General features: G+C 32.7%; 21 protein-coding genes. 9 read left to right on the forward strand and 12 right to left on the reverse strand.

Features of this window, described 5'->3' with window-relative positions:
- Positions 1–11 precede the first annotated feature (11 nt).
- Positions 12–449: a single-stranded DNA-binding protein gene (locus ACJJVO_RS13680; RefSeq protein WP_405575072.1), complete on the reverse strand. Its 438-nt coding sequence runs from the start codon at positions 447–449 to the stop codon at positions 12–14.
- Positions 450–550: 101 nt separating this feature from the next.
- Positions 551–1,591, reverse strand: coding sequence for an A/G-specific adenine glycosylase (gene mutY, locus ACJJVO_RS13685; protein ID WP_405575074.1), 1,041 nt, complete (start codon positions 1,589–1,591; stop codon positions 551–553).
- Positions 1,592–1,725: 134 nt separating this feature from the next.
- On the opposite strand from mutY, the gene ACJJVO_RS13690 reads away from it, so the two are divergent.
- Together ACJJVO_RS13690 and ACJJVO_RS13695 are read left to right on the forward strand one after the other, a co-directional pair.
- The gene (locus tag ACJJVO_RS13690) at positions 1,726–2,016 is read left to right on the forward strand and encodes an HU family DNA-binding protein (protein WP_008270198.1); all 291 of its coding nucleotides are present in this window, start codon (positions 1,726–1,728) and stop codon (positions 2,014–2,016) included.
- A gap of 306 nt (positions 2,017–2,322) precedes the next feature.
- Positions 2,323–3,867, forward strand: a complete 1,545-nt coding sequence (locus ACJJVO_RS13695) for an Rne/Rng family ribonuclease (protein ID WP_405575076.1) — start codon at positions 2,323–2,325, stop codon at positions 3,865–3,867.
- Between the two features lie 371 nt (positions 3,868–4,238).
- Here ACJJVO_RS13695 and ACJJVO_RS13700 read toward each other — a convergent pair whose 3' ends face one another.
- From ACJJVO_RS13700 to ACJJVO_RS13725, 6 genes are all read right to left on the reverse strand, one after another.
- Positions 4,239–4,946, reverse strand: a complete 708-nt coding sequence (locus ACJJVO_RS13700; RefSeq protein ID WP_405575077.1) for a Bax inhibitor-1 family protein — start codon at positions 4,944–4,946, stop codon at positions 4,239–4,241.
- 111 nt (positions 4,947–5,057) lie between these two features.
- Positions 5,058–5,753, reverse strand: a complete 696-nt coding sequence (locus tag ACJJVO_RS13705) for a zinc metallopeptidase (protein ID WP_405576957.1) — start codon at positions 5,751–5,753, stop codon at positions 5,058–5,060.
- A gap of 118 nt (positions 5,754–5,871) precedes the next feature.
- Positions 5,872–6,972, reverse strand: coding sequence for an alanine dehydrogenase (gene ald, locus ACJJVO_RS13710; protein WP_405575079.1), 1,101 nt, complete (start codon positions 6,970–6,972; stop codon positions 5,872–5,874).
- 401 nt (positions 6,973–7,373) lie between these two features.
- Complete coding sequence (locus ACJJVO_RS13715) at positions 7,374–7,808, reverse strand: hypothetical protein (RefSeq protein ID WP_405575081.1); 435 nt, start codon at positions 7,806–7,808, stop codon at positions 7,374–7,376.
- 4 nt (positions 7,809–7,812) lie between these two features.
- Positions 7,813–8,751 (reverse strand): hypothetical protein, encoded by a 939-nt coding sequence (locus tag ACJJVO_RS13720; protein WP_405575083.1) that lies wholly within the window; start codon positions 8,749–8,751, stop codon positions 7,813–7,815.
- 25 nt (positions 8,752–8,776) lie between these two features.
- Positions 8,777–11,779 carry a leucine--tRNA ligase gene (locus tag ACJJVO_RS13725; RefSeq protein ID WP_405575084.1) on the reverse strand — a complete coding sequence of 1,001 codons (3,003 nt, stop codon included), beginning with the start codon at positions 11,777–11,779 and terminating at the stop codon, positions 8,777–8,779.
- Positions 11,780–11,983: 204 nt separating this feature from the next.
- On the opposite strand from ACJJVO_RS13725, the gene ACJJVO_RS13730 reads away from it, so the two are divergent.
- The 6 genes from ACJJVO_RS13730 to ACJJVO_RS13755 all read left to right on the forward strand — a co-directional run bounded on the left by ACJJVO_RS13730 (position 11,984) and on the right by ACJJVO_RS13755 (position 16,653).
- The gene (locus tag ACJJVO_RS13730) at positions 11,984–12,862 is read left to right on the forward strand and encodes a cell division protein FtsX (protein ID WP_405575086.1); all 879 of its coding nucleotides are present in this window, start codon (positions 11,984–11,986) and stop codon (positions 12,860–12,862) included.
- 19 nt (positions 12,863–12,881) lie between these two features.
- Complete coding sequence (locus ACJJVO_RS13735; protein ID WP_405575087.1) at positions 12,882–13,907, forward strand: TlpA family protein disulfide reductase; 1,026 nt, start codon at positions 12,882–12,884, stop codon at positions 13,905–13,907.
- A gap of 106 nt (positions 13,908–14,013) precedes the next feature.
- A complete protein-coding gene (locus tag ACJJVO_RS13740; RefSeq protein ID WP_405575089.1) occupies positions 14,014–14,277 on the forward strand; it encodes a DUF3098 domain-containing protein in 264 nt (87 codons plus the stop codon).
- Between the two features lie 57 nt (positions 14,278–14,334).
- Positions 14,335–15,138, forward strand: coding sequence for an undecaprenyl-diphosphate phosphatase (locus ACJJVO_RS13745; protein ID WP_405575091.1), 804 nt, complete (start codon positions 14,335–14,337; stop codon positions 15,136–15,138).
- Positions 15,138–15,836: a tRNA pseudouridine(55) synthase TruB gene (gene truB / locus ACJJVO_RS13750; RefSeq protein WP_405575093.1), complete on the forward strand. Its 699-nt coding sequence runs from the start codon at positions 15,138–15,140 to the stop codon at positions 15,834–15,836. Before ACJJVO_RS13745 ends, truB begins: the two co-directional genes overlap by 1 nt.
- A gap of 148 nt (positions 15,837–15,984) precedes the next feature.
- Positions 15,985–16,653, forward strand: a complete 669-nt coding sequence (locus ACJJVO_RS13755; RefSeq protein WP_405575095.1) for a hypothetical protein — start codon at positions 15,985–15,987, stop codon at positions 16,651–16,653.
- A 28-nt stretch (positions 16,654–16,681) separates the two neighbouring features.
- Here ACJJVO_RS13755 and ACJJVO_RS13760 read toward each other — a convergent pair whose 3' ends face one another.
- Entirely contained in the window at positions 16,682–17,296 is a 615-nt protein-coding gene (locus ACJJVO_RS13760) for a thioredoxin family protein (protein ID WP_405575096.1), read from the reverse strand.
- 79 nt (positions 17,297–17,375) lie between these two features.
- Between ACJJVO_RS13760 and ACJJVO_RS13765 the strand changes: the two genes are divergently transcribed.
- Positions 17,376–17,939, forward strand: coding sequence for a DNA-3-methyladenine glycosylase I (locus ACJJVO_RS13765; RefSeq protein WP_405575098.1), 564 nt, complete (start codon positions 17,376–17,378; stop codon positions 17,937–17,939).
- On the opposite strand, the gene aat is transcribed toward ACJJVO_RS13765, so the two are convergent.
- The 3 genes from aat to ACJJVO_RS13780 all read right to left on the reverse strand — a co-directional run bounded on the left by aat (position 17,920) and on the right by ACJJVO_RS13780 (position 20,125).
- Positions 17,920–18,558: a leucyl/phenylalanyl-tRNA--protein transferase gene (gene aat, locus ACJJVO_RS13770; RefSeq protein WP_405575100.1), complete on the reverse strand. Its 639-nt coding sequence runs from the start codon at positions 18,556–18,558 to the stop codon at positions 17,920–17,922. The genes ACJJVO_RS13765 and aat overlap by 20 nt on opposite strands.
- A gap of 277 nt (positions 18,559–18,835) precedes the next feature.
- Positions 18,836–19,210 (reverse strand): DUF3127 domain-containing protein, encoded by a 375-nt coding sequence (locus tag ACJJVO_RS13775; RefSeq protein ID WP_405575102.1) that lies wholly within the window; start codon positions 19,208–19,210, stop codon positions 18,836–18,838.
- 45 nt (positions 19,211–19,255) lie between these two features.
- Positions 19,256–20,125 (reverse strand): flavin reductase family protein, encoded by an 870-nt coding sequence (locus ACJJVO_RS13780; RefSeq protein ID WP_405575104.1) that lies wholly within the window; start codon positions 20,123–20,125, stop codon positions 19,256–19,258.
- Positions 20,126–20,152: the final 27 nt, after the last annotated feature.

Here is a 20,152-nt window from a genome sequence, read left to right on the forward strand (position 1 = left end):
ATGTTAAATGGTTAAAATGGCAAATCATCATCGCCTTGTGGTGCTGCATTTTTTGATGCAGATGGTTGCGATTGAGGATTAGCATTTGGTCTGTTAGACTGTTGTTGATCTGTTTTAGGAGTTAAAAAGGTGAATTCATCACATTGTATTTCTGTAGAGTAACGCTCCATACCCTTATCATCAGTCCATTTTCTAGTCTTTATTCTTCCTTCAATATATACTTTATCTCCTTTGGTAAGGTATTTTTCGCAAATTTCAGCGGCTTTATTTCTAACCACAATATTATGCCACTCTGTATTAGTAACACGTTCGTTAGTTTGTTTATTAGTGTAAGATTCGCTTGTTGCTAACGGAAAACGACCAACACAATTTTTGTCATCAAAATAATGCATTTTCACCTCGTCGCCTAAGTTTCCAATTAGCATTACTTTATTTAATGTTCCAGCCATAATTATTTCGTTTTAAGATGCAAAGTTACTGTTTTTGCTATCACTACTTTAAAAGTAATAAAAAAATGTGATTTCTTTAAGGTTCTATAATCATATCCCATTTAAAAATTGAAGCTTTCAATAAAGTCGCTTATAAGGACAGAAGTAGGGTAATTTGTTAATGAAGCAATATTTATAGCTTCATTAGGAAGTTGATCTACGTCAATAATCCAAAATTTAGTATGTAAATGCTGGTGAGATAATTTATGGATGATATCAGTTTCATTATATAAGGAGTAATCAAAATCTACAGTACTTAACATTGTGTTTTCAAAATTTAAAAGATGAAATTCTTCAGCGTTTAGACTTTTTTCAGATTCAATTAAAGGAAACTGATAGAGGTTTTGCCAAATCCCTTTATTTGTTCGTTTTTCGTATAATATCTGTTTGTGACTATCTATACATACTAAAAAGTTGTAGTATTTGGTGGTAACTTTAGTTTTCCTCAATTTTACAGGAAGCACACTCACTAAATTCTTTTGAAGTGCTACACAACCATCTTTAAGTGGGCAAATATGGCAGTCAGGATTTTTGGGTCTGCATTGTAATGCGCCAAATTCCATAATAGCCTGATTATAGGTTGCGGGTTGAGTTTTGTCTATTAAAGAAGTTGCTAAGGATTTAAACTCTTTAATACCAATAGTAGAATTAATAGGTGTGTCAATGCCAAAATAGCGAGATAGTACACGGTAGACATTGCCATCAACAACAGCAGCTACTTCATTATATGCAAAAGATGAAATAGCACTTGCGGTATAATCTCCAACTCCTTTTAATTTTAATAAGTCTTTATAATTATTAGGAAATTCGCCATTTAGTTCATTTACAACATGTTTTGCGGCAGTATGTAAGTTTCTAGCTCTAGAATAATATCCTAAACCTTGCCATAATTTTAAAACAGAAGTTTCGGTTGCTTTTGCAAGGTCGAAAATAGTAGGATATTGGGCAACAAATGCGTCGTAATAAGGGTGGCCTTGTTTAACTTGAGTTTGTTGTAAAATGATTTCAGACAGCCAAATGTAATAAGGGTTTTTAGTTTCTCTCCAAGGGAGTTGTCTCTTATTATTTGAGTACCAGTAAATTAGTTTAAATTTGAAGTTCATTTGACTTTTTAAATGAGAAAGTAAAATTAATTGTTTATTGCGTTAAATTTTAATTAATTACGTTTGAAATATTGTAATTAAATTACCTATATTTGCAATCCCTTAGAATTATAGTAACCCTAAAACTAGTAAAAATGACAAAAGCCGATTTGGTAGCAAAAATATCTGATAAGTTAGGTATTGAAAAAGGTGACGTACAAGCAACTGTAGAAACCTTTATGGAAGAAGTAAAAACATCTTTAGAAAGCGGAGATAACGTTTATTTAAGAGGTTTCGGAAGTTTCATTATTAAAACAAGAGCTGAAAAAACAGGTCGTAATATTTCAAAAAATACTACAATAAAAATTCCTGCTCACAACATACCAGCATTTAAGCCTGCTAAAGTATTTTTAGAAGGAGTTAAATCTAATGTTGAGGTTAACTAAGAAAGCATTTAAAATATAATATTAACTAAAAGCATTATTTATTATGCCAAGTGGTAAAAAAAGAAAAAGACACAAGGTAGCGACGCACAAGCGTAAAAAACGTAGACGCGCTAATCGTCATAAAAAGAAATAAATTGTTAAAAGTAGTTTTAGAACTACTTTTTTCAGTTTTAAAGAAACGTTCTTTGATATAGAATCAGGAGTATTTAATAGAGTACACCTAGATTTGTTGGATATTACATCCTGTGTCAAATAATTTAGTAAAATCCATCTATCTCAATTAAGAGTTAGATATAAATTAACATCATGAACAAAGAATTAATCGTAAGATCGAGTTCAGATATTGTTGATTTTGCCTTATTAAAAGATGGAAAACTTATTGAATTACATAAAGACGAAGAGGATAATGACTTTGCGGTAGGTGATATTTTTATTGCCAAAATCCGTAAAGTTATGCCTGGTCTAAACGCTGCGTTTGTTAACGTAGGGTATGAGAAAGATGGTTTTTTACACTATCATGATCTTGGACCACAATTACCTTCTCTTTTAAAATTCATTAAACGTGTAAGCACAGGGAAATTAAAAGACTATACTCTAAAAGACTTTCCGTTAGAACAGGATTTGGATAAGCATGGCAAAATTGCAAATGCCATTAAGTCTAACCAGTCCATTTTAGTACAAGTAGTTAAAGAGCCAATTTCCACAAAGGGACCTCGCATTAGTTCAGAATTGTCTATTGCAGGTAGATACATTGTCTTAGTACCTTTTTCAAATCGTATTTCAATTTCACAAAAAATTGAATCACAAGAAGAAAAAGACCGCTTAAAAAGACTTGTTAAAAGTATCACACCTAAAGGATTTGGAGTTATTATTCGTACCGTAGCTGAAGGCAAAAAAGTTGCCGAGCTCGATAGTGATTTACAAAATTTGCTGGATCGATGGACAGCAATGTGTAAAAAGTTATACAAAGCACATCATCCTACCAAAGTACTAGGAGAAATGAACAAAGCATCCTCAATTTTGAGAGATATTTTTAATGATTCATTTTCAGGTATTGTTGTAGATGATGAAGAAATGTATTTACAAGTAAAAGATTATGTGCATCAAATTGCACCAAACAAAGAGTCTATAGTAAAGTACTATAAAAATGGTGTTCCAATTTTTGAAAAGTTTGGCATAGAACGTCAAATTAAAACATCATTTGGTCGTACAGTATCTATGGCAAGAGGAGCTTATTTGGTAATTGAACATACCGAAGCCCTTCATGTTGTTGATGTTAACAGTGGTAATCGCTCTAATAAAGAGAAAAATCAAGAAGATACTGCGTTAGAAGTCAACATGATCTCAGCTCAAGAAATTGCACGCCAATTACGTTTACGTGATATGGGTGGAATTATCGTTATCGATTTTATTGATATGGGAAAAGCCGAGAATAGAAAAACGCTTTACAATTATCTTAGAGATGAGATGAAAGATGATAAAGCAAAGCATAAAATATTGCCGCCGAGTAAGTTTGGTTTAGTACAAATTACCAGACAACGCGTTAGGCCAGAACGCAATATTAAAACGAAAGAAGAAAATCCTAACTTAATAGGAGGAGATGAAATCGAAGCACCAATTAAAGTGGTGGAACGCATAAATCAAGACCTAGAGCGCATTTTCAAAAAAGACTTTAAAAAGGTAACACTTAATACACACCCTTTTATAGCAGCCTTTTTAACCAAAGGGTTTCCATCAGTACGTTCAAAGTGGTTTTTTGAACACAAAAAATGGGTAAAAGTTTTACCTAGAGATGCTTACACTTATCTTGAATATCATTTTTTTGACAAAAATGGTGACAAAATCAAATAATATCTATTAGAAAAGCCCAACTGAAAATTTCAGTTGGGCTTTTTGTTTTTAAACTATGTTTAGTTTTATTTATAACGTCTTTTAGTATTCCAAACCATTGAATTGGCAAAACCAAATTTCAATGTTTTTGTACCTACTTTACTTTCTGTTTTTATCCTACTACTTGTTTTCATAACTTATTTACTTTTCTTTTTTCGAGGTGCAAATTTACGTTAGGTATAAGCATTTGAAAACAACAGACTTAATGCATTTGTATGTTATATTAACCTTATTTTGTTTTTTTTAACAAAAAACAAGATAAAATAAAATATCTCATAAAAAATCCCAACTGAAATTTTCAGTTGGGATTTGATTTTATATCTCATTATAGATTAATCTCTAGACATAAAGATTCTAAGGATATACCAGAATAATAGCATTAACGATGCAAATAAACCTAATGCTGCTGGAATATAGTCTTCAACACCATATTTGTTTATCAAATTAGAGGTCTGGTATAAAATTGAGCCGCCAGCTAATAAACACATACCTACTGAGAACCACAAGCCTAGGTTAAAACCAAATAAAGTACCAGCTATAATTAAGCCAATAGCAATAAAGAAACCTATGGTTAAGCCTGTTTTTAAGAATGAAAAATCTTTCTTGGTAAATAAAACTACAGCAGATAAGCCTGTAAATAATGCTAATGTAACAATTGAGGCTTGATAAAGAGTTTCTGAACCAGAAGGACCCATTAGCGTTGTAACGATATATAACATTGGCACAAAGATTAAGGCTTCAAAAAAGATATAAATACCATAGGCTAAATATTGTGTGTTTTTGTCAGAAGATTTCATAGCCATTCCTTCAGCGTAGTTTGTTGCTAACATAAATCCACCAAGTAATAGTAGCCATTTATAACCTTGGGTCATTGATAACATAAAATTCACTACAGTGTCACTTTGTAATAAAAGGTATTCAAAAAGAATAAAAACTAAAACGCCACCTGCAACGTGCGAATAGGTTTTCTTGTAAAATGCAACACGCTCTACTTCAGATAAGCTGTTGATCATTATTTTTTTTGGGAATTGATTTTCCATTTTAAGTTTTAGAATTAGTGAGTTAACTAATGTATATATTTTCAGTTGTAATTCAAATAAAAAAAGCTCCGATTACTCAGAGCTTTAATGATATTTATATGTTTTAAGTTTTTAGTCTCTTCCACCAAACACCTGAAGTGCCCAATACAATAAAGAGGCTAATGCACCAATAGCAGCAACTAAATACGTTCTGGCAGCCCATTTAAGTGCATCCTCAGAACCAGCATATTCTTCTGGTGTTACCATATTTTTATTCTTTAACCAAGCTAAAGCTCTGTTACTTGCATCGTACTCAACAGGTAATGTTATAAAGCTAAACAATGTAGCAAAGCCCATAAATACTAAGCCAGCAACTGCAACCCAATAGCCTAACCCTACACCAGCAGCAGCTCCTAAAACTAAGCCACCAATAACTAACCATTGCGACATGCCAGATGTTACGCTAACAATTGGTACTAGTGCAGAACGCATACCTAAAGCACTATAAGCTTGTGCATGTTGTACGGCATGACCACATTCGTGAGCAGCAACAGCAGCCGATGCTGCATTACGTTTGTTATAAACGGATTCACTTAAGTTAACCGTTTTATTTTTTGGATTGTAATGATCTGTTAATTGTCCTGGTGTTGAAATTACTTCTACATCGTAAATACCATTGTCGGCTAGCATCTTTTCTGCAATCTCTCTACCAGATAAGCCGTTACGCAATTGTACTTTTGAATACTTAGCGAATTTACGTTTAAGTTGATTACTTACTAACCAGCTTACTAAAGCAATAGCACCAATTAGTATGTAATATCCCATCATTCCACTCATAATTTGATTTTTTAATTTATGTAAATTTACTAAATGAATAGCAAATAGTGCGCCAAATTTGAGTTAAGAAAAATTGTCAGGATGCAGAGTAACAGAAAATCACTTTTAGTTACATGGCATCTACAGACCAATTAAAGGCTTCTGCGATTTCTTCATATACAATTCTACCATTAACAATATTTAAACCTTTAGCTAACATTTCGTCTTTTTCACAAGCTTTTTCCCAGCCTTGGTTAGCTAAACGCAGCACGTAAGGTAACGTTACATTTGTTAAAGCTAAAGTTGATGTATAAGGTACTGCTCCTGGCATATTTGCGACACAATAATGTACAACATCATCAATGATATAAGTTGGGTCCTCATGCGTTGTTGCTTTAGTCGTTTCCATACAACCACCTTGATCTACGGCAACATCTACTAATACAGTTCCTGGACGCATGTCTTTTAACATGTCTCTAGTGATTAATTTTGGTGCTTTTGCTCCTTTAAGTAATACACCTCCAACAATTAAATCATGATCTTTAATTCGTTTTCTAATATTATATTCGCTTGAAAACTCAGTAACTACATGACTAGGCATTACATCATTTACATAACGTAACTGTTTCATGTTAATATCCATTACGGTAACATGAGCGCCTAAACCTGCAGCCATTTTTGCGGCTTGTATACCAACAACACCAGCGCCTAAAATAAGTACACGTCCTGGTGGTACACCTGGAACACCTCCAAGTAATACACCACGACCTTTAATTGGTTTTTCTAAATATTTTGCACCTTGCTGAATGGCCATTCTTCCGGCAACTTCAGACATTGGTGTTAATAAAGGTAAAGTGCCATCTTTATCTTCAACAGTTTCATAAGCAATACAAACCGCTTTGCTTTTAAGCATGGCTTTGGTTAGTGGTTCGCTAGATGCAAAATGAAAATAAGTAAATACCACATGGTGAGATTGTATTAAAGGGTACTCTTCAGCAATAGGTTCTTTAACTTTTACAATCATGTCGCTAGATCCATAGACATCTTCTATAGTATCTAAAACAATGGCACCAGCATTTATGTAATCTAAATCTAAAAATCCGCTGCCAAAACCAGCATCTTTTTGTACATAAACGATGTGTTTATTTTTAGTTAATTCGAAAACTCCAGCAGGTGTCATACCAACTCTATTTTCATTGTTTTTAATTTCCTTTGGGACTCCGATTTTCATTTTTTAATGATTTATAAGATTAATAGCGTTTGGAAATTACTATTAAAAAATCTATCCAACCAAATTTGAAGTTGATATTGAAATGATTTTTGCGGAATTATTAATTTATAGCTTTTATTTTGAAAACTTCTAAAATAAGCACTGATTTTCAGGTTAATATGGTATTCGACGTATGTATAATAGTTTCGATAACCTGAAATGGCCTACAAATGAACTAATGATATTTTATGAAAATGAAGTGAAGACTGGATGATTTGGTAAAGGAAGGTTCTCGATACAAAATTGCGAAAAAGCAATTTCACTCGAACTGACGAATGATTAATTAATATGGTTTTTTGAACAGGACGTCATTTCGAGTGATTCCGAAGCATGAGGAATTGTATCGAGAAGCTAGATAAAAATTAATCTTTACTAGGCGTTATTAAGGTTTTAATGACGCGATTGTTTTTAAAAATTATAGTGAGCTGTTTAATGTCACCATTATTATAGGTTGCACGAATGCCTACATAATAATTAAATTGGTCTATCTCATTATAATTAGACTCTTTTGGATAACCTAATTGCTGAATCACTTCTCTTTTCGTATCATTAATAAAAAGTTCTCTATTTATGATATCCTCTAATATTTGGTAGCGTCTCATAGGACTTTCTTTCCAGCGTTCTTCTGTAAAACGTTGATCAAAAAAGTAAATTAAAGTGGTTGCCAAAACAAATGCCGAAAAAAATATTAAGCCAATTTGATTCACCTGATTATTACGAAAATCAAAATAATCTTTAAGGCCTTTTCTTTTCTTCTTTGGCACTGGTTCCTCAGTTGATGGCTTATCTAAATACATGAGGTTACGCTTTTGTGAGTTCAGAGTAACTTAGAAAATAAGATTCTTCACAAGGGCCCAAAACATGCGGATAACTAGGGATAAGTAAAACGCCTTCTGATGTTAAATTCCATGTTTTGTATTTCCAATAACTGTCATCAACAAAAGTTTCGCACTCTTCGTCTTGTACATCATTTTCAGACCCTTGGTATTTGCTTTTTAATTTTTGAAAAAAATCTACGTTTGGATATAATGATTCTATGTCTTCAACAACCTCTAATGTTTCGAGGTTAAACGTATATCCAACATTTCCATGAGAAGGATGTGCACCACCACAATAAACACTGTAATATTTAAGGTAGCTTATAAATTTATTATTAACGAGATTGATGTCGTATGAAATTTCGAACCAAGAATAACAGTCTAAATTATCTTTGGCATCTGTAAGATGAATAGCATCTAAAATAGGATTGAAAACAGCGCGTTGTTCTTTAGTAAATCCATTACCTAATCTAAATAAGGGCAGTTTTGAATATTTTTCATGAAACCAAACTAACTGTTTGTCTTTGTAATTAGTAATGCTATCTTTTATAAAGGTCAGTTTAGGGTTTCTAAAATCTCCTAAAGGCTCTTGTTCTGTTTCGGTTAAAACAACTTTATAAGTGTCATCTTTTAAAGTGAAATTACCTATAAGTTGATTACCTTTTTTAGTTAATTCAAAAACTTCGTCGGCATCAATTACCTTTTCAGGCCTAAAAAAATAGCCATCAATTAAAGTGATTTTATCTTTTTTGAAATCACCACAAATAGGAATACTTATCAATTTAGAATCGTAAAAATAATAGCCTTCTAATTCGCCAGAAGTGGTATCCTTTTCATGTGGATAAACATTAACTTCTAAATGAATAGGATAATCACCAATAGTACCAACATAACTTTGAGACCAACCTGTAATTGGTAACAAAGTTATGATAATATATCTTAGAAGTTTACCCAACAATATTTACTATTTTACCAGGCACTACAATGACCTTTTTAGGTGTTCTGCCATCTAATTGTGCAATAGTTTTCTCATGAGCCATAACGGTTTTTTCAATATCGTCTTTGCTCATGTCCATTGGCAATTCTAAAGTAAAACGCATTTTACCATTAAAAGAGATGGGATATTTTTTACTGCTTTCTACTAAATGACTTGCATCAAAAACTGGGAAAGGTGCCGTAGAAATAGTATCGTTATTTCCTAATTGACTCCATAATTCTTCAGCAATATGTGGTGCGTAAGGCGAAATTAAAACCAATAAATGTTCTAAAATGCTTTTGCTTGTACATTTCTGTTTACTCAATTCGTTCACCGCAATCATAAAAGTAGAAACTGATGTATTGAAAGAGAAATTTTCAATATCTTCTTGTACTTTCTTTATGGTTTTGTGTAATGTCTTTAAGTTGTCTTTTGTTGGCTCTGCATCATTGACAATTAAACCATTATCACCAACATATAATTTCCAAAGTTTTTTAAGAAAACCATGTACACCTGTAATACCAGCAGTATTCCAAGGTTTGTATTGTTCTAATGGTCCTAAGAACATTTCGTAGAGTCTTAGGCTGTCTGCTCCATAATCTGCAACAATATTATCTGGATTGACGACGTTGTATTTTGATTTGGACATTTTTTCAACGTCTCTTAAAGTAGTAAATTCAGTAGCTTTTTTAGAAACAAAATAAGCATCTTTAAACATTGGTCTCCATAATTTAAAAGCTTCAACATCTAATATATCTGATGTTCCTTTTAATAAACTAATATCAACATGTTGTTTTGTTGTTATACTGCCATCAATGTATTCTACAACAACATCTGCGTCCTTAAAGAATTCCATTGTTGAAAAATCTTCTTTTATTTCTTCAATAACTTCATTATACCTATCTGTCATGAGTACATCATCTTCTAGTACCATCATAGCACTTACTCTTCTTGGTTTAGAAAGACCGTTTTTTGTTTTGATGCTTATATCAAATTCTTGTTTTGTCCAATAAACAAAAGCACTCGTCCCCAAAATCATACCTTGGTTAATCAACTTTTTAAAAGGCTCTTCAACATTAACAAAACCTCTGTCTTTCAATAATTTCACCCAAAAACGAGAGTAGAGTAGGTGACCTGTAGCATGCTCGCTTCCACCAATATATAAATCTACATTTTCCCAATATTTAAGCGCAGCTTCACTTGCAAAAACACCATCTCTATTGGCAGCATCTTCCATATAACGGAAGAAATACCAAGAACTTCCTGCCCAACCTGGCATGGTGTTGAGTTCTAAAGGATGAATCGTTTCGTTATCAATTAACTCGTTACTTACTACTTTACACTTATCTGTATCCCAAGCCCAAACGTCTGCACGTCCTAGAGGTGGTTCACCTTCTTCGGTTGGTAAATATTTTTCTACTTCCGGTAATCTAATCGGTAAATGCTCAGCATCTATCATTTGTGGCATACCATTCACATAGTAAACCGGGAATGGTTCGCCCCAATACCGTTGTCTTGAGAATACAGCATCACGCAAACGGTAATTGGTTTTACCTACGCCTTGGCCTAATTGTTCTAATTGATAAATAGCGAGTTTGGATGCTTTTTTATAGTTCATGCCATTAAGGAAATCACTATTGGCAATTTTCACATTGTCTTTAGACGCAAAAGCTTCTTCAGAAATGTCAACACCTTCAAATATATTTGGAATCGGAATATCAAAATGTTTTGCAAAATCGTAATCACGTTGGTCACCACAAGGCACTGCCATAACTGCACCTGTTCCGTAGCTTGCTAAAACGTAATCGCCTATCCAGATTGGAATCGGTTCTTTAGAAAACGGATGCTCCGCATAGGCTCCTGTAAACACACCAGAAATGGTTTTTACATCTGCCATTCTATCGCGTTCGCTTCGTTTGGCTGATTTTTCTATGTAAGCTTCAACTTCAGCTTTTTGTGCTTCGGTTGTAATTTGTGATACTAATTCGTGTTCTGGTGCTAAGGTCATAAATGACACTCCAAAAATAGTATCTGGACGCGTTGTGAAAACGTCTATTTTGTGAGACGTCTCGACTGCGCTCGACGTGACAGCAGGAATTACATTGAATGTTACCGAAGCTCCAACGGATTTACCAATCCAGTTTTTCTGAATGTCTTTTAAGGCATCTGTCCAATCTAAATCATCTAAACCTTGAAGTAAACGTTCTGCATACGCAGAAATTCGCATGCTCCATTGGGTCATTTTTTTACGTACTACTGGATGACCACCACGTTCTGAAACACCATTAACTATTTCGTCATTGGCTAAAACGGTTCCTAATTCTGGACACCAGTTTACCTCAGTTTCTGCTAAATAGGTGAGTCTGTATTTTAAAAGTATTTCTTGTTGTTCTTCCGAAGAAAAATTATTCCATTGCTCTGCCGTAAACTGGCCTGCATTATCATCACATACAGCTTCTACAGCAGTATTACCCTCTCTAGCAAATACCTTTTCTAATTCAGAAATAGGAAAAGCTTTATTAGCATGATTACAATACCAAGACTCAAACAATTGAATGAAAATCCATTGTGTCCATTTGTAATATTCAGGATTGGAAGTTCTTACTTCTCTGCTCCAATCAAAAGAAAATCCAATTTGGTCTAATTGTCTTCTATATGTAGCAATATTGGTTTCAGTAGTAACTGCAGGATGCTGACCTGTTTGTATCGCATACTGTTCTGCAGGCAATCCAAAACTATCGTAACCTTGAGGATGTAAAACGTTAAACCCTTTATGACGCTTATAACGTGCATAGATGTCACTAGCAATGTAACCTAACGGATGACCAACATGTAAACCTGCACCAGAAGGATAAGGGAACATGTCTAATACGTAGTATTTTGGTTTGTCGCTTGTGTTTGAGGCTTTAAACGTTTGGTTTTTTGCCCAATAGTCTTGCCACTTTTTTTCTATAGTGTTAAAATCGTATGTCATTGTCTTGTTTTCCTTGTGATAATGGCACAAATTTAAACCTATTACAACACAATTAAAAATGAAACGTTGTAATACTTAGAGACTATTTAATGCTTGAAAATAATGAGTTTAGAAAATCAATGGATTCTTAGACAGTAAATCCAATTATTAAACGGATTTAATCCAAATCTTTATTATTTTTACATCATAAATTCGCATTGATTCATGGCATCATCTTTTGATAAATACCAAAAACGTAAACTGATATCTTCTTACGTATCTGTAGTGATTAGTATCGCTTTGGTATTGTTTCTTTTAGGCTGTTTAGGGCTTTTAGTCATTAACTCTAAAAAAGTAGCAGATCACTTTAAGGAACAAGTGGTTATGACTATTTATTTAAACGATACGGCAAAAGAAGTTGAGGTCAACCAGCTAAAAAAGAGTTTAGCGATGGCAGATTATACAAAAGATGCACTTTACGTATCTAAAGAAGAAGCTGCTGAGTTTATGAAAGCTGAAACAGGTGAAGACTTTATGGATTTTGTAGGTTATAATCCTTTGAAGAATTCAATTGATGTGCACTTAAAAGCCGATTTTGTTACTACAGAACAATTAACTGAAATCACTGAAAGTTTATCTAACAAAGCCTTTATTGAAGAAATAAGATATGATAATGATTTGGTAGAATTAATGAATGATAACGTTAAGAAAATTACGTTTTGGGTATTAATCATTAGTGCTTTATTTACATTAATTGCGGTATTATTAATAAACAGTTCAATTCGTTTAGCTGTTTATTCTAAACGATTTATTATTAAAACCATGCAAATGGTTGGTGCAACAAAAACCTTTATCCGACGCCCTTTTGTTTGGAAAAGTGTTCAGCTTGGTATTATTGGTGCGTTGGTTGCATTAGCTGGTATGGCTGTTGTATTATACTATTTAGACATCACCTTCCCTGAATTAGAACTATTAAAAAATACCGTTTTAATTGCAGGTTTATTTGTTGGTATTTTCTTGTTAGGCATCCTCATCACATGGATCAGTACCTTTATTGCTACGCAACGTTTCTTAAACTTGAAAACAGATCAGTTGTATTATTAATGAAAGAATAGTCAATGCTATGAAAGTTACTTTTTATTGTCTTTCTTTATTTTTTATTAGTTTATTAAGTGCTTGTAGTCATCTTGAAAAATCAAATCCAAATAGTATTTCAATTGAAATAAAAGGCGACGTACAACCAGACAGTATTAAGTTGGTAAGCTTCAATAATTCTGAAGGTTTAATAGCAAAAAATGGAAACCCATACGTTTTTAATTTTGGCAATGCCATACATGATGCCTATGTTATAGATGTTTTTAAAAACGGAAAGACAGATTCAAAAAAACTATTTCTTGATGGTGAAGCTTTAAAAATTAAAGCAGAATTAACACCTGAGGCATTTAAAATAGATACCGTTATGGGTTCTAAAACTTATAATAAATCTATTAAGTTCTATTCAACTTTAGACAGCTTAAAAAATAATAAGGTTAATGATTTTGAGATTAATCAGTTTTTATTGGAAAGCGTTGAAGAAAATATTAGTCATCCGTTTTCTTTTGAAATAAGTAATCATTTTATTGATAGAAATAAAAATTATAAAGCAAGATTAATTCAACTTAAAACTATTTTAGATCAACAGCCAGAAACTTTAAAAGCCAATACACTTAGTGTACATAGAACGTTAAAAGATTTGGTTAAAAATGAATATATAGATCTTACCGCTTTTCAGTTTTATAATAGAAGTGGAAAAGTATCTAAGATAGATCTTTCGCACAAGGGAGATTACATCCTAGATTTTTGGTTTGTGCATTGTCCACCTTGTGTGCGTGATCACAAAGAAATAATAACTCAATTAGATTTGTTTAGTAGCAATGATTTAGAATTAATAGGTATTTCTATTGATACGGAACCAGATAAATGGTTGAATTATTTAGAAAATCATCAATACAATTGGCAAAATTTTAGAGAGCTTAGAAACGGAAATGATCTTGTAGATGCCATGAATGTTTGGGAATTTCCTACGTATATTTTAATCAATAATAGTGGTGAGATTAAAACTAAGTTTTATGCTTTTGAAGAGATAGAAAACTATTTTAATAAGCTGTAATTGTTTAATGGAAGATTTATACTTTTTTAAATTCACAATCTCTTAACGTTCCAATTATAAATAAAACTGTTACTTTGCAAAGTAGTAAAACATAGCTGAAAAGACCATGGGAGAACAAAAACGTAAGGAAGAAACAAAGTCCGAATTTATTTTTGGAAAAAAAAATTATAAATTCTTATTTATAGGCTTAGCATTTATTGTTATTGGATTTATCCTAATGGCAGGCGGTGGAAGCGATGATCCTAATGTTTTTGACGAATCTATTTACAGCTGGAGACGTATTCGTTTGGCACCAACTTTAGTCTTAATTGGTTTTGGTATTCAAGTTTATGCTATTCTTTTGAATCCAAATAAAGCGTCGAAAAAATAATATTCATTTTACTTACTTTTGTATCGTGTCATTACTCTAAAATGATACTTTTGCCTTATGGAAATCATTGATGCTATTATTTTAGGAATTATCCAAGGGCTCACCGAATTTTTACCTGTGTCTTCTAGTGGTCACTTAGAGTTGGGTAAAGCTATTCTTGGAAGTGAAGCTATTCCAGAAGAAAGTTTAATGTTTACTGTTGTACTTCATTTTGCGACTGCTTTAAGTACAATGGTGGTTTTTAGAAAAGATATTATTGAAATTCTTAAAGGAATCTTTGCTAGTATTACAACTTTAAAATGGAACGAAGAGTCTAAGTTTTCACTAAAAATTATCGTTTCAATGATACCAGCGGTTATTATTGGTTATAAATACGAACGTGTTTTTGAGCAACTTTTTGGAAACAATATACTCTTAGTTGGAGCTATGCTTATAGTTACTGCGTTATTATTGTTTTTGGCAGATAGAGCAAAAAAAACCCATAAAAAAGTATCTCTAGCAGATGGTTTTATAATTGGTATTGCGCAAGGTATTGCAATGCTTCCAGGTATTTCTAGGTCTGGTGCTACCATTTCAACTTCTGTACTTTTAGGAATTGATAAAACCAAAGCAGCCAGATTTTCTTTTTTAATGGTGGTTCCGTTGATTTTTGGTAAAATAGCTAAGGATATTTTATCTGGAGAGTTAACCTATAGTAGTACAAGTTTTGGTTATTTAAGCGTTGGATTTATTGCTGCTTTTATATCTGGTTTATTTGCGTGTACTTGGATGATTGCTTTGGTAAAGAAAAGTAAATTAACCTATTTTGCTATCTATTGTGTTATCGTTGGAATAATAGCAATAATCTGGACTCAAATCTAATGCAAACTAAAGACGATTTTTTAAGCGGAAAAGTCTTATTGATAGACAAACCTTTGACATGGACATCCTTTCAGGCTGTTAATAAATTACGATGGGAAATCCGCCATGCTTTCGATATTAAGAAAATTAAAGTCGGTCATGCTGGTACTTTAGACCCTTTAGCAACTGGTTTATTAGTGATTTGTACTGGTAAAATGACCAAGCAAATTAATATTTATCAAGGACAAGAAAAAGAATATACAGGCACGTTTACTTTGGGTGGTACAACACCTTCCTTTGATTTAGAAACTGAAGTAAATGAAAGTTTTCCTACGGAGCATATCACAGATGAATTAATCCACGCGACTACCCAACAATTTATAGGTCAAATAAATCAATTTCCGCCAGTGTTTTCGGCCATTAAAAAAGATGGTAAGCGTTTGTACGAATTTGCTAGAGCAGGTGAGGAGGTTGAAATAAAATCGAGACAAGTAGAAATTACAGAATTTGAAATCACTCAAATTAATGCTTTAGAATTACATTTTAGAGTGGTATGTAGCAAAGGCACATATATTAGATCTTTGGCTAACGATTTTGGAAAAGCTTTAAATTCTGGCGCACATTTATCATCTTTACGTCGTACAAGAATAGGAGATTTTAAAGTTGAAAATGCATTAACACCAGAAGCTTTTATTGAAAGTTTACCTTCAAAAGATTGATTTAGTATAGGTTTTGGGTGGCTGTTTAAACTATTTCTGCATTATATTCGTATATAGTAAACATCACTAAACCTATTTTCTGAATTTCATTGAACAACATAAAGCCTTAATTATTACAATTCTTTTCGCCGGAATCGTTGTATTTGGTATGTTTAGTATTCAAATAAAACAACACCAAGATTTAATTACCGAGAGTTATTACTTGCTTGAGCCAGAGCCTGAAAAAACAAAAGAGGAACTTCAGAAACTCGAAGAAATAAACGGTAAGTCTACCAACAAAGCTTTTAATGAAGACGAAGAATACAAGGCAATGATGCGTAACTTTAAAACTGTAAGCGCAAACGATTTTGAACGGACTACTAAAGCCATCGAAGACGCTAAAACAAGTGATGAAGTATTGGACGAGACAAGTCTGAATAAATCTTATGATAATTCTGGTAATGCTTACGCTTTAAATTCTAAGGAAACAGAATCCTACAAAAAGCTGCAAGAACAATTAAATCAAAGTAAGAAAAATAAAAAACAAGCTGACGAGCACGCTAAAAATAAAGGAACACTAACATACTCCTTAAAAGGCAGAATTTTGGCCTATTACAAAATTCCACGATATCTGTGCGAAGTCGGTGGAAAAATTGTAGTTAATATTAGAGTCAATGAGGCAGGAAACGTATTTGAAGCTTACGTTAATGGTTCTTCTAACTCCAATAATAAATGCTTAACAGACCATGCTATTGCCTATGCTAAATCAGTTCAGTTTGATGCTTCAGACCGAAAAGATCAATTAGGTTCAATTACGTTTATGTTTAAAGGGAAATAGTATTGAACTTGGTTAAGTTGCACGCTTATTAGTTTAGCAAACTAATCAAGTCTTCAACAATAGATTGCCCTTTATCTTTATTATACCAACGTTGCAAATCTTCTTTAAACTCAGGTGTTAGCATACCATGCTCAGCTTTATAATCTTGTACCATTTTAGTAGCAACAACAGGTCTTGGACCAAAGGTGTTTAGTACTTCGTTGGTCTCAGAATCGAGCATAATTAATTTCGGAATTGACATACCTCCATTAGTTAAAAATTGGTTCATAAGAGTTTCATTTTCATCTCTTAAAACTATTTTGTAATCAATGTTATCATTAAGTTCTGCCACTTTATTAATAATTGGCATAATATGAGCTGCATCACCACACCAACTTTCAGAAATCACTAACCACGTAACTTTTTTGTCAAAGTTTTCAATCTTAGTTTTCATGTCTTCAGTAACTTTACCCGTTTTATCCCAACGTCTCATACGTCTGTCGTTAAGCTGAGTATATTCAACGAACGCTTCTGATTTGTCGTTACCAGTAGAAGATTTTTCTTCAACTAATTTTATAACTAAGTTTCTGTATTCAGTATAAGTCATACTATTATTTAGACTTTCTGAAATGATATCTTTTACTGTAAGTGTGTCTGTTTCCATAAAACAAAAATAAGATTCTATTGCCATTTATTATGCAACTGTTGTTACATTAGTAGCACAAAATTAAATTCCTTACAAGATGAATAAAAACAGGTGTGGTTGGTGTGTTGGCAATGATTTATATGAAGCCTATCACGATGAAGAATGGGGAGTTCCTGTATATGATGATGCTACTTTATTTGAGTTTTTAATTTTAGAAACGTTTCAAGCAGGTTTAAGCTGGATAACCATTTTAAAAAAGCGTGAAAATTTTAGAAAAGCTTTTGACAATTTCGATTATAAGAGAATCGCTAAATACAATTCCTCTAAAGTTGAAGCGCTATTGCAAGATACTGGTATTGTAAGAAATAAATTAAAAGTGAATGCAACAATAACTAATGCGCTAGCCTTTATGAAAATTCAAGAAGAATTTGGGTCTTTTTCAAAGTATATCTGGAATTTTGTGGATGGAAAACCGATAAAAAATAGTCTTAAAAATCATAAAAATGCTCCAGCAAATACACCTTTGAGTGATGCAATAAGCAAAGATTTAAAAAAACGCGGTTTTAAGTTTGTGGGCTCAACCGTTATTTATGCACACATGCAAGCCACAGGAATGGTAAACGACCACGTAGAATCTTGTTTTAGATACCATGAGGTGTAAGGTATTCTATGAAATCTTTTCGAGTGATGTTTTTGGCGCCTAAACTTTCTAAATGTTTAGTGTGTAGTTGGCAATCGATGAGCTTATAATTAGAGTTTTGAATAAAGGTTATAAATCCCACTTTACTGGCATTACTCACTTTAGCAAACATACTTTCTCCACAAAAAACGGAGTTATTAATTTCTATCCCATATAATCCACCAACCAACGCGTTATCTTGCCAAACTTCAATTGATTTTGCAAAGCCTTGTAGATGTAATTTGTAGTAGGCCTCTATCATGTCTTCAGTGATCCATGTGCCATCTTGATCGTTGCGTTTTGCATTGGCACAATTTTCTACAACGGCTTTAAAATCTTTATTTACCGTGACTTTAAAATGGTCTTTTTTTAAAATTTGCTTCATGCTTTTAGATACTTTTAAATCTTTAGGAAATAAAACAAACCTAGGATCTGGTGACCACCAAAGAATGGGTTCTTCATCTTGAAACCATGGAAATATTCCTTTAGAGTAGGCATGCATTAAGCGTTTTGTAGATAAATCTCCTCCAATGGCTAATAGGCCGTCAGCAGAGGCTTCAGATACGTCTGGAAATTCGATGTTTTGAGTTAAAAACTGCATTACTGTAAATAAAGGTAAGATTACATTAGTGAAATTAAGGCTTTTTTAGCTTTGATACTACAAGAATTTTAATGATATTTGAGTTGACCTTTATGAATTAAATTTTTGTTCATCATTGCTTTTTTTAATTTGTTTATAGAGGTCAAACCTAAAACCATTAGTACCAAGTCCTGATTAACCATCAGGACTTTTTTTGTCTTATATGAAAAGTATAAATATAAAAAAAGACCTGTTTTAAATAAAAACAAGTCTTTTTTTTATCAATTTAATTAACGATTTAGAATGGTAAATCGTCATTATCACCTTCGTTTAAATCACTAACTGGCTCAAAAGCTTCAGTTGGTGGTACAGGTGGCATATCTCCACTTGCAGCTGCTTGTACACCTTCAATTCTCCAACCTTGAATAGAGTTAAAGTATTTAGTTTCACCTTGTGGATTAACCCATTCTCTACCTCTTAAGTTGATGTTTATTTTTACTTGCTGACCTTCTTTGTAGCTGTTTAGTAAATCACATTTGTCTTGAACAAATTCCACCATTATATGTTGTGGATATTGCTCTTCTGTAGTCACTACAACTTCTCTTTTTCTAAACCCATTACTCCCAAAAGTTTGAGTCTCTCCTACCATTTTAATACGTCCTTGTACTTCCATTTTTGCTTAATCTATAATTTATTATAATACTTAATTATTTTGAGGCTACGAAAGTAATAACTTCCAAGCACTTTTTACGTCTCCAAAGCTCAAATAATTTCGAGCTAATTTATGTTTTTCTCTGTGCGATGCTGTTTTAATGTCTGGGTAACGCTCGCTAATATCTTCAACAAATTTATTTACTTCCTCTATACTAGGCAATGCTTCTACATTACCTAACATACCAAGATTATTTCCAGTTAAAATCATGCTGTTTTTTACATGGTCTGGCATATTATCAACACCAATTCCCATGTTAGATAATGGTTTTGGTATTTCAAAAAATCCTTTTTTAGCTCTACTATAATAGCTTCCGCCAGCTCTTGCTACTAAATCTAAAGCTTCTTGGTTTATGGTTTTGTCGTCGTTTAAAACGTCTTCGGTAATGTGAAGTTTTACCACTTCGCAAATCACTAAATTTCCAGCTCCTCCTTCAGTTCCTAGGTGTACAATTTCATTTACTTTACACTCCAATTGAATAGGCGATTCTGCAACTCTAAATGGTTTTATAAGATCTGACGGCAACATAGTTAAGCCAGCTTTAGTAAACTCATTAACGTTTTCAGGATATTCTGTGCTAGTTAAAGACATTTGATGAACCATGTCAAAATTCACAACATTAATAACTACTTCTTTAGTGGTTTCAACATTTTCTAATGTATGTTTTATGGTATTATCTCTAACACGTCTGGCTGGAGAAAAAATTAAAATTGGTGGATTAGCACTAAATACATTAAAAAAACTAAATGGTGACAAATTAGGATTACCATCTGCATCAATAGTACTAGCAAATGCAATAGGCCTTGGTGCAACAGCACTTAATAAATAACTGTGCAAAATGCCAGTTGTAAGGTCTTGAGGGGTAAATGAAACCATGTAGTTGATTGATTTTCAACAAATATA

Origin of the sequence: Winogradskyella sp. Asnod2-B02-A, assembly GCF_045063645.1 — a bacterium.
Lineage (GTDB): Bacteria > Bacteroidota > Bacteroidia > Flavobacteriales > Flavobacteriaceae > Winogradskyella.

Excerpts from the sequence above, each read along its gene's own strand:
- ACJJVO_RS13725 (WP_405575084.1), bottom strand. The coding sequence starts at position 11,779 with ATGACATACGATTTTAACACTATAGAAAAAAAGTGGCAAGACTATTGG.
- ACJJVO_RS13780 (WP_405575104.1), bottom strand. The coding sequence starts at position 20,125 with ATGGTTTCATTTACCCCTCAAGACCTTACAACTGGCATTTTGCACAGT.
- ACJJVO_RS13775 (WP_405575102.1), bottom strand. The coding sequence starts at position 19,210 with ATGGAAGTACAAGGACGTATTAAAATGGTAGGAGAGACTCAAACTTTT.
- ACJJVO_RS13765 (WP_405575098.1), top strand. The coding sequence starts at position 17,376 with ATGAATAAAAACAGGTGTGGTTGGTGTGTTGGCAATGATTTATATGAA.
- ACJJVO_RS13755 (WP_405575095.1), top strand. The coding sequence starts at position 15,985 with ATGTTTAGTATTCAAATAAAACAACACCAAGATTTAATTACCGAGAGT.
- ACJJVO_RS13700 (WP_405575077.1), bottom strand. The coding sequence starts at position 4,946 with ATGGAAAATCAATTCCCAAAAAAAATAATGATCAACAGCTTATCTGAA.
- aat (WP_405575100.1), bottom strand. The coding sequence starts at position 18,558 with ATGCAGTTTTTAACTCAAAACATCGAATTTCCAGACGTATCTGAAGCC.
- truB (WP_405575093.1), top strand. The coding sequence starts at position 15,138 with ATGCAAACTAAAGACGATTTTTTAAGCGGAAAAGTCTTATTGATAGAC.
- ACJJVO_RS13690 (WP_008270198.1), top strand. The coding sequence starts at position 1,726 with ATGACAAAAGCCGATTTGGTAGCAAAAATATCTGATAAGTTAGGTATT.
- ACJJVO_RS13705 (WP_405576957.1), bottom strand. The coding sequence starts at position 5,753 with ATGATGGGATATTACATACTAATTGGTGCTATTGCTTTAGTAAGCTGG.
- ACJJVO_RS13740 (WP_405575089.1), top strand. The coding sequence starts at position 14,014 with ATGGGAGAACAAAAACGTAAGGAAGAAACAAAGTCCGAATTTATTTTT.
- ACJJVO_RS13730 (WP_405575086.1), top strand. The coding sequence starts at position 11,984 with ATGGCATCATCTTTTGATAAATACCAAAAACGTAAACTGATATCTTCT.
- ald (WP_405575079.1), bottom strand. The coding sequence starts at position 6,972 with ATGAAAATCGGAGTCCCAAAGGAAATTAAAAACAATGAAAATAGAGTT.
- mutY (WP_405575074.1), bottom strand. The coding sequence starts at position 1,591 with ATGAACTTCAAATTTAAACTAATTTACTGGTACTCAAATAATAAGAGA.
- ACJJVO_RS13715 (WP_405575081.1), bottom strand. The coding sequence starts at position 7,808 with ATGTATTTAGATAAGCCATCAACTGAGGAACCAGTGCCAAAGAAGAAA.
- ACJJVO_RS13735 (WP_405575087.1), top strand. The coding sequence starts at position 12,882 with ATGAAAGTTACTTTTTATTGTCTTTCTTTATTTTTTATTAGTTTATTA.
- ACJJVO_RS13680 (WP_405575072.1), bottom strand. The coding sequence starts at position 449 with ATGGCTGGAACATTAAATAAAGTAATGCTAATTGGAAACTTAGGCGAC.
- ACJJVO_RS13745 (WP_405575091.1), top strand. The coding sequence starts at position 14,335 with ATGGAAATCATTGATGCTATTATTTTAGGAATTATCCAAGGGCTCACC.
- ACJJVO_RS13695 (WP_405575076.1), top strand. The coding sequence starts at position 2,323 with ATGAACAAAGAATTAATCGTAAGATCGAGTTCAGATATTGTTGATTTT.
- ACJJVO_RS13760 (WP_405575096.1), bottom strand. The coding sequence starts at position 17,296 with ATGGAAACAGACACACTTACAGTAAAAGATATCATTTCAGAAAGTCTA.